The organism is Paenarthrobacter sp. YAF11_1 (assembly GCF_052113445.1).
Lineage (GTDB): Bacteria > Actinomycetota > Actinomycetes > Actinomycetales > Micrococcaceae > Arthrobacter.
In genome coordinates, this window is record NZ_JBFRDF010000022.1 from 24,242 (window position 1) to 32,581 (window position 8,340).

General features: G+C 60.6%; 9 protein-coding genes. 5 read left to right on the top strand and 4 right to left on the bottom strand.

Annotation, left to right across the window (positions count from 1 at the left end; all coding sequences use genetic code 11):
• Positions 1 to 26 precede the first annotated feature (26 nt).
• The 5 genes from AB4Y77_RS22225 (at position 27) to AB4Y77_RS22245 (ending at position 5,111) form a co-directional block, all read left to right on the top strand.
• The gene (locus tag AB4Y77_RS22225; RefSeq protein ID WP_442015376.1) at positions 27 to 1,364 is read left to right on the top strand and encodes an ABC transporter substrate-binding protein; all 1,338 of its coding nucleotides are present in this window, start codon (positions 27 to 29) and stop codon (positions 1,362 to 1,364) included.
• Positions 1,365 to 1,409: 45 nt separating this feature from the next.
• Entirely contained in the window at positions 1,410 to 2,291 is an 882-nt protein-coding gene (locus tag AB4Y77_RS22230) for a carbohydrate ABC transporter permease (RefSeq protein WP_311214921.1), read from the top strand.
• Complete coding sequence (locus AB4Y77_RS22235; protein WP_311214922.1) at positions 2,288 to 3,190, top strand: carbohydrate ABC transporter permease; 903 nt, start codon at positions 2,288 to 2,290, stop codon at positions 3,188 to 3,190. Before AB4Y77_RS22230 ends, AB4Y77_RS22235 begins: the two co-directional genes overlap by 4 nt.
• A gap of 38 nt (positions 3,191 to 3,228) precedes the next feature.
• Positions 3,229 to 4,320, top strand: coding sequence for a LacI family DNA-binding transcriptional regulator (locus AB4Y77_RS22240; RefSeq protein ID WP_442015377.1), 1,092 nt, complete (start codon positions 3,229 to 3,231; stop codon positions 4,318 to 4,320).
• A gap of 137 nt (positions 4,321 to 4,457) precedes the next feature.
• A complete protein-coding gene (locus tag AB4Y77_RS22245) occupies positions 4,458 to 5,111 on the top strand; it encodes a DedA family protein (protein ID WP_442015378.1) in 654 nt (217 codons plus the stop codon).
• Between the two features lie 7 nt (positions 5,112 to 5,118).
• On the opposite strand, the gene arr is transcribed toward AB4Y77_RS22245, so the two are convergent.
• From arr to pnuC, 4 genes are read right to left on the bottom strand one after another with little or no spacing between them, the layout of a single operon-like run.
• Positions 5,119 to 5,529 (bottom strand): NAD(+)--rifampin ADP-ribosyltransferase, encoded by a 411-nt coding sequence (gene arr / locus AB4Y77_RS22250; protein ID WP_311214924.1) that lies wholly within the window; start codon positions 5,527 to 5,529, stop codon positions 5,119 to 5,121.
• A gap of 23 nt (positions 5,530 to 5,552) precedes the next feature.
• On the bottom strand, positions 5,553 to 6,293 hold the full coding sequence (locus AB4Y77_RS22255) for an NUDIX hydrolase (protein ID WP_311214925.1): 741 nt from the start codon (positions 6,291 to 6,293) through the stop codon (positions 5,553 to 5,555).
• A complete protein-coding gene (locus AB4Y77_RS22260; protein WP_311214926.1) occupies positions 6,290 to 7,399 on the bottom strand; it encodes an AAA family ATPase in 1,110 nt (369 codons plus the stop codon). Before AB4Y77_RS22260 ends, AB4Y77_RS22255 begins: the two co-directional genes overlap by 4 nt.
• A 1-nt stretch (position 7,400) precedes the next feature.
• Positions 7,401 to 8,066, bottom strand: a complete 666-nt coding sequence (gene pnuC, locus AB4Y77_RS22265) for a nicotinamide riboside transporter PnuC (RefSeq protein ID WP_311214927.1) — start codon at positions 8,064 to 8,066, stop codon at positions 7,401 to 7,403.
• Between the last annotated feature and the right edge of the window lie 274 nt (positions 8,067 to 8,340).

The window sequence follows — 8,340 nt, forward strand, 5'->3', positions numbered from 1 at the left end:
TGTTCCAATCAAGGGAGATTGCCGCAATGAAGAAACTATTCCGTGCTGCCGCCGTCGCAGCCGTCGCTGCCCTGGCTTTGACGGCCTGCGGCGGCGCTGGAGGCACCAGCGACCCCGCCAACGTCAGCCCCACCGGCGAGATCAAGCCCCGCGAAATCTCGTGGCTCCTCTCCAGGCCTGCCGATGGCGCCGTCATCAACATCATGAAGAAGCTCGCCGACGACTACGCCAAGGACCACCCGGGGTTTGCCCTGAACCTCATCACCACCCCGGACCGCCCCTCCTACATCCAAAAGCTTGAGACCCTGGCCGCAGCCAACAAACTCCCCGAGTTGTTTGACACGGACGCCACCCCGTTCGCCCAGCAACTGGCAAAGCAGGGCAAAATGGTGGAGGCCGACAAGCTGCTGAAGTCGCTGGACCTCTATGACGACTACCGGCCCGGGGCCCTGGACTACCAGCGCTTCGATGACGGATCCCTGTACATGATCCCGTTCCAGTTCGAGTTGGAATTCATCTGGTACAACAAGGCCTTGCTCCAAAAGGCCGGAGTGGCTGTCCCTCAGTCCTTGGACGACATCCCGGCGATGTGCACGGCCCTGCGCAACGCAGGAATCACGCCGATCGCCATCGACGGGCAGGACCAATGGCCGCTGGAACGCTATGTCGCGTACCAGCCGTTCCGGGCTGCCGGACCGGACTTCGTCCAGAAACTGAAGAAGGGTGAAGCTTCGTTCAGCGATCCTGCGGGCCAGAAGACCGTTCAATGGATGGCCGAACTTGGCAAAGCCGAGTGCTTCCAAGAGGGCTTCTCCGCCCAGGGCTACTCGGACGCGCAGAACCAGTTCACTTCCGGCCAAGCCGCGATGTACAACATCGGCACGTGGGAACTGCCAAGCCTTGCCACCGACAAACTCAACCCTGACGTCCGGGATGACATCGACTTCTTCACCCTTCCCACAACCACGGGTTCCGTGACGGCGGCCAACGAGTTCGTTTCCCCCTCCGGCATCGGCATGGCAGTGAACTCGAAAACCTACGATCCCCTGGTCAGCGACTTCCTGAAGTTCGCCTTGGAGAAGTACCCGGCTGAGTACGCTGCCACCGGGGCGCTCTCCCCGACCACCACCGTGGAAACCACCGTCCCCGCGAACGCTACGCCGCTGTACAAAAAGGCCCTCGAAACGGCCAACACCCTCGGGGAAAAGCAGGCCATGCCGTGGGACACCCAGCTGGACCCCACCACCAACGGCCGCCTGCAGCAAGAGCTGGTCCTCCTGGTCCAGGGCAACATCACGCCCGAACAATTCACCAAGACCATGGACGACGCCATCAAGCAGAACGCGCCCAAGTTCTTCAAGTAAACCGAAGCGGCGGGGGCCGGTAAGGCCCCGCCCGAAAGGCCCATCATGCTTCCCAACAGGTCAAGGACCTCAGTCCTGGTTTTCCTGCTCCCACCCCTGCTGCTCTACTGCGCAGCAGTCCTCTTCCCCATACTTCAGTCACTGTTCCTAAGCTTCTTCTCCTGGAACGGCATCAGTGACATGGAGTTCGTCGGGCTGGCCAACTACGTCCGCATGCTCACGGCTGATGACATCTTCTGGCGTTCCTTCTTCAACGCCCTGGTCTACCTGGCCATCTGCCTGGTCCTGCAACTGGGCGGTGCCTTGGTCGTCGCCAGCCTGCTCACGTCCCTGCGCAGGGGACGTGAACTGATCAAAACCCTGTACTTGCTGCCCGCAGTGATCTCCACGGTCGCCATTGCGTTCCTTTTCGTCCGCATCTACTCCATTGATCCTGTCGGCCTGCTGAATCAGCTCCTGCACTGGGTAGGACTCGGTTCCCTGGAGCGGGCCTGGTTGTCCGACGTCAACACTGTCCTGGCCGCAGTCTCCGCCCCTGAAGGGTGGCGGTTCACCGGGCTCTACATGCTCATCATTTACGCGGCACTGATCGCCGTGCCCAAGGAACTCGAAGAAGCAGCGGTCCTGGACGGTGCATCGAAGTGGACGCTCTTCACCAAGATCCGCTTCCCCTACATTCGGCCCGTCTGGATTACCACCACCATCATGGCCACCACGTACGGCCTGCGCGGTTTTGATATCCCGTACCTCATGACCAACGGCGGCCCGGGACAATCCTCCGAGCTCCTCACCACCTATATGTACAAGACAGCCTTCACCAGCACGGATTTTGGCTACGCAAGTACCATCGCCGTCTTCATCGTGATCGAGTGCCTCGTCGCCGTCGGCCTCATCTTGTTCATGCTCAAGCGGAAGGCAGATTCATGATCACCCAGACAGCCCCGGCCCAGCCGACCCGTGCCCGGGTTCCTTCTCCCTCCCCTCTGCGCCGCCGTCGGAAGCCCAGCTTGTACCGGACGCTCTCGAGGGTCCTGATCATGCTCATCGTGATCGTCCAGGTGTACCCACTCGCCTGGCTGTTCGTGACCAGCCTGCGGACCGAACACGACTTTGCCACCGGCGATCCGTTCGGGCTTCCCAGCTCGTTGACGTGGGAAAACTATGCCCGCGCCTTTGAAACCGGCGATTTGGGACGGAACATCCTGAACAGTTTCATCGTCACCATGGGCGCTAACATTCTGATCGTCCTGCTGGGCATGATGGCCGCCTACGCCATCCAGGTCCTTGGCTTCCGCCTCAGCAAGTTCGTCCGGGGCCTGTTCCTCATCGGCATCATTGTTCCCGTCCAAATCGCACTGGTCCCACTGTTCATCGACTACTCCGCGGTGAACCTGCTGGACACCTACCAGTCGATGATCATCCCCCTGGCCGGCTTCGCGCTGCCGATGTCCATCTACCTCTTCTCGTCCTTCTTCGAGTACATTCCGCGGGAAACCTACGAGGCAGCATCCCTGGATGGGGCCGGACCCTACCGGATCTTCGGGCTGATCACGCTGCCGCTCTCCCTCAACACCGTAGTCACCGTGGTCCTGGTCAACAGCATCTTCATCTGGAACGATTTCATCTTCGCCAACACCTTTGTTCTCTCAGAAGACCTCAAGACCATCCCCTTGGGCTTGCAGAACTACATCGGCGCCATGGGCAAGGTCGACTGGACGGCAACCTTCGCCGCCGTCTGCGTGACCATCACACCGCTGCTGCTGGTATTTCTGGTCCTCAACAAGGCCATGATTCAAGGCCTCGAGAGCGGAGCGAACAAGGGATGACCGCTATGGCCGACGGTTATACTCCTGAAGGAGGACAGATGATTTCGCAGAAGAGAGAGTCAGGCAACGCGGCCACCCCCGCCGTTCCTGTCAGAACGGGCCGCGCCCATCCGGTGACCCTCCGCGAAGTGGCTGAACTGGCCGGAGTATCCACTGCCACGGTCTCCCTGGTGATCAACAAGAAGAAGAACGCCCGGATCGCCGACGAAACCCGCCAACGCGTCACCCAAGCGATCACCCAACTGGGTTACCGTCCCAACGCCATGGCCAAAACGTTGGTAAGCGGCACCTCCAAATTCATCGGGTTGGTAGCCGACGGCGTAGCCACTACGCCGTTCGCCGGCCAAATCATCCACGGCGCCCAAGACGAAGCCTGGAAACATGGCTACGCCCTGCTGATCGCGAACACCGAAGGCAACCAGGAGCTGGAAAAAGACGCAATCGCCATGATGCTCGAATACAAAGTACGCGGCATCCTGTACTCCACCTGGTTCCACCGACCTACGGACATCCCCGAAACCCTTCGGGAATCGGACTTCGTCCTGGTCAACTGTTTTTCACCACAAGCCGGAGCGGCCCGCGCCGTGGTCCCCGACGAGACCCAGGGCGGACAATCGGCAACCGAGATCCTGCTCCGCGGTGGCCACCGTCGCATCGCCTTTATCAACGCCACCACCCCCGCACCTGCCAGGGATGGCCGGCTCCAGGGGTACAAGGACGCGCTCGATGCCGCCGGAATTGCCTTTGATCCGGCGCTGGTGCTGGAAGCCTACCCTGATCAGGAAGGCGGCTACGGCGCCACGGAAAGCCTGCTCACGCTTGGGGTGAGTGCCGTGTACTGCTACAACGACCGCATGGCCATGGGACTCTACGATGGCCTGCGGGAAAATGGGCTGTCCATCCCGGAGGACATTGCTGTGGTGGGTTTCGACAACCAGGAAGTCATCGCTGCCCACCTGCGCCCGCCGCTCTCCACAGTGTCACTGCCTCATTACGAACTCGGCGCAGCCGGCGTGCGCATGCTCCTGGGCCTGGATGCTGCTCCCCTTGATTCAGCTGTGAAGATCCCCTGCCCGCCGGTTGAGCGTTCGTCCGTAGCAGTGCATTCACCGGCTCAGCGGCGGGCTTGATCCCGGCACAATCGAAGTCGTACCCCGTGCGCATTGCCCGCAGGCGCTCATGGGAATAGCGTTGAGGGTGGAAGCCCAGTGGTCCCCCATCACTGGGCTTCCCTTGTGAACCTGACAGCTCTGGGAAGGACATCGCTTTGATCGGCTCTCTGGAAGCGGGCGGTTCCACCGACGAGCTGACCGGGCTCGTTGGCGTCGCCGCCCAAGTAATCGAGGCCCTCGGCGAATGGGGTGTGGGCTTGCTGACGCTTCTTGAAACGGTATTCCCACCGATTCCCAGCGAAGTCATCCTCCCATTGGCAGGCTTCCTCACCCAGCAGGGCAGCATCAACCTGCTCTTGGTGTTCCTCACCAGCACCCTGGGTGCCTATGTGGGAGCCCTGCTGTTGTACTGGCTGGGGTACAAAGTAGGCCTGAAACGGTCCATTCACCTGTTGTCGAAACTCCCGCTGGTTGATCGGGAGGATTTCGAGAAAGCCGCAGGATGGTTCGAACGGCACGGCAAATCCGCGATCTTCTTCGGCAGGCTGTTGCCAGGGGTACGCAGCCTCATCTCCCTCCCGGCGGGCGCCGAACGCATGAACCTGATGACCTTCAGCCTCTTCACCATCGCCGGCACGGGTGTGTGGAATGCGCTGCTCATCGGCTTGGGCGCGCTGCTCGGCAAGCAATACCACTTGGTTGACCAGTACTCACGATTCCTCAACTACGCCGTGTATGCAGGGCTTGCCGCCTTCATTGCATGGCTCGTTGTCCGCAGGGTAAGACGAGGCAAGAAAAGCGCCAAGTAAGGCCGTCTCAGTTGATGATTTCGCCGCGCTGATCCGCAAGGAGTACGGCCAAACGTTCCTTCCACTCCTGCAGTTCCCCGGGTGCCAGTCGTGTCCAGTCGGTGACTTCACCCATGACCCTGAGCGGGTCGCTGCTGCGGTATGACCGGGTGGGGTTGCCGGGGAACTTCTTGTCGGTCACGTTGGGGTCGTTCTCGAATGCCCCCGTTGGCTCCACCGCGTACACACGTGGTTCGCCGTCACCGGCCGCGAGTTCCGCAGCGAGTCCAGCACCATCGCGAAGAGCGGTGAAATAGATGTGATTCATCACGACTTCGGGACGGTAGTTTGACCTGAAGCCTGCGCTCAGGAGATCACCTTCCCGAAGATCGGCTTTTGTTCCGTGAAAGAACGGTCCTTCGTCCAGCGGTTGATTCACAGGTACAGCCTAAACCCAGGGCATCAAGGCTTCGCGAGCGGCGGATGGATATGCCGGTCCGTGGCGGTGAACAGCGCAGCCGGGGCACCGCCGGCAGCTCCGCGGGTCTTCCGGCCGGTGTCAGTCAACTGGGGCATCATCTTGCGGGTGAAGTTGCCCGCGGCAAGAGTTGTTTCCCACACGGCGTCGTAGACGGTGCGAAGCTGCGTCAGCGTGAACTCCTCCGGCAGAAGTCGGGCAGCGACGGTGGTGTATTCCATTTTCCCTGCCAGCCGCGCCAATCCGTCGCCCAGGATAGCGCCGTGATCAAACGCCAGCTCTTTGCTTCGCAGAATCTCATGGACGGCATACCAACCAGCAGAGGCAGCATCGGACCCGGCGGCGATCCTAGGAAGTGAGATCCCGTTGGAAGCCAAGAGTGCCAGATGGGCCACGGAGACGACCCGCATCCGGGGATCCCGATCCGGGCTGGTGTAGGTAGCCAGCTGCTCGATATGAACCGGCAGCCTGCCGAGGTCCAAACCCGTTTCTTCAGCGAGTTCACGCCCTGCTGCTTGACTGGCTGATTCCTCTGCGCCGACAAAGCCTCCTGGCAGGGCAAGCCCATCCTTGAAGGGATGCTCTGCCCGCCGGACCAAAGCGACTTTCAGCATCCCTCCGGCTACGGCAAAGACCACCAGATCCACCGTCAGGGCTATGGCGGGATAGTCCCGGGGGTCGTAGCTGTCCAGAAACTTCTTTGCGGAATTCGTTTCGGGTGTCATGCCGTTGCTCCTTCCAGAACGGTTCTGGTCGCCCAGGGCGGTGAAGTAAGACTGCTCCGCTGGGCAAGGATCAGGTCGATGATCTCGACGGCGGTTTTCATGCGTCTCTCGTGGTCGCCCGTGACCAGGATCCAGGAGTGCCCTTCCTCAGTCAGGGTCTCCATAAACCACTCAGTCATTTCAGCACGCCGGTGTTCGCCTTCACGCCAGCCATCGTCTTCGAACTCCACGCCCTCGTGATCGGTGATCAGGTACACATCACGCCGAGGCAGAACGTCGGCAGCGTGGTACGAACCGAAGCTCCCTTCTCCCAGGTAGAACCGCTCCCAGAGCGTGGTCGCCAAGGCGTCGGTGTCAGCAATCACCAAGGGACAGGCGTCAGCTGCCGCATTTTCCATATCGGTCTGTCGCGCGCCGATCCGGCCGAAGTCCTGCGCTGTCCACACCATGTCCTGAAGTTTGGCGTCCGGGGTCCGCGCGCGGAGCTCGTCGAACTTCGTGTAGGTGTATTCGCGGCCAAATTCGGGGACGTCCGCGAGCCGGGGGAACCGCGTCCGGTAATGCCCGGTTAGCGCCTTGGTCAGGGTGGTGGTCCCCGTGGACTCGGCGCCAACCACAATGATGCGCGTTGCCATCTCCTGACGGGCGGGTGCGATGATGCAGGGCCAGGCCGCCCCGAGGTCATCACGGCAAAGGGTGCCGCTGATGGGGTAGGTACTCCGGGACAAATCCACGACGACGTGTTCTGCGTCAAAGGCCTGGGCCAACTGGACGCCATATTCTTCGGAGCTGAACACGGCATCGACTGAGGTTACGCCGTGGGACTTCAGCGCCAGACGCATCAGCTCAGTCTGGGCCTTCCAGATTTCGTCTGAGTGGTAATCCTCAGGGCAGTCGTTGCGCATTCCGATAACCTTCACGCCTTCGACGCCATCAAATTCATCAGCAAGCCAGGTAGCCCTGTCTTCAACGGTGATGGACTCAAAGCGGTTACCCAGGACCAGGACGGCGACCCTTTCGGCCTGCGCTGCGGCAGTGGTGATCAGGTGGGTGTGGCCTGCGTGCGGCGGGTAGAACTTGCCGATGACCATGGCTTGCTTGTACATGTCATGCTCCTGTCTTGATGGCTTCGGGGATGACCGGTGTTTCACTGCTGCGGGCACGTTTCCAGTCGAAGAGACCGTAGATGCAGAGGGCAAGGAACCCGACGTAGAGGATGGCTGTCAGTGCCAGACCGCGGCTGAAGTAGAGCGGGATGGAGACCACATCGATGAGAATCCATACATACCAGTGTTGGAAGATCTTCTTGGCCTGCCCGTATGTCGCTACGAGTGAGGCGGTCAGCACGAAGGCGTCCGGCCAAGGAACCTGGGAGTCGGTTCCGTGGGTGAGGACCAGCGCCACAGCTGCAGTGCCGGCCATGGTGACGGCGATGCCAAGGAGGATCTCCTTGGCGGCGGCGTCGCGGATCCGCAGGTCGTTCTTATTGTCGGTGTCGGCGCTGCCCCGCACCCAGTTGAACCACCCATAGACGGCAACAGCCGCGAAGATCACTTGCAGAACGGTTTCCCCGTAAAGGCCGGCTCCGAGAAACAACACGATGAACGCAAGATTGTTCAGGATGCCGACAGGCCAGTTCCAGAGCTTCTGCCGGGCTACGCCATAAACACAGGCAGCACCTGTGACGAAGCCGATGACTTCGATCCAACTCACGGGACTGCCGAAGAGGTTGGGGATTGCTGCGGAATTCATCCAATCGAGCAGTGCAATCATCGTCGTTCTTCCATTCGTTATTATCAACCTGACAAGAATGACACTACCAGAGTTATCGTCAAACTGACAATAACGTTCTCAAGCGGTCATCGAGGGCACCTGGGACCTGGGCTCGGGCCGTGCAAGAGTCTTGAGGTTTTCCTGAGGAAGTGTTGCGGGTTTGCAGGATTTGTTCTTGATCCAGCCCCGGCAGAGTAGTTCTTGTCAGCCAGAGAGGCTGGAAGAAACGGCCGGCCGGTCTCACGGTGGCCCACCGAAAGGACACTGATTCCCA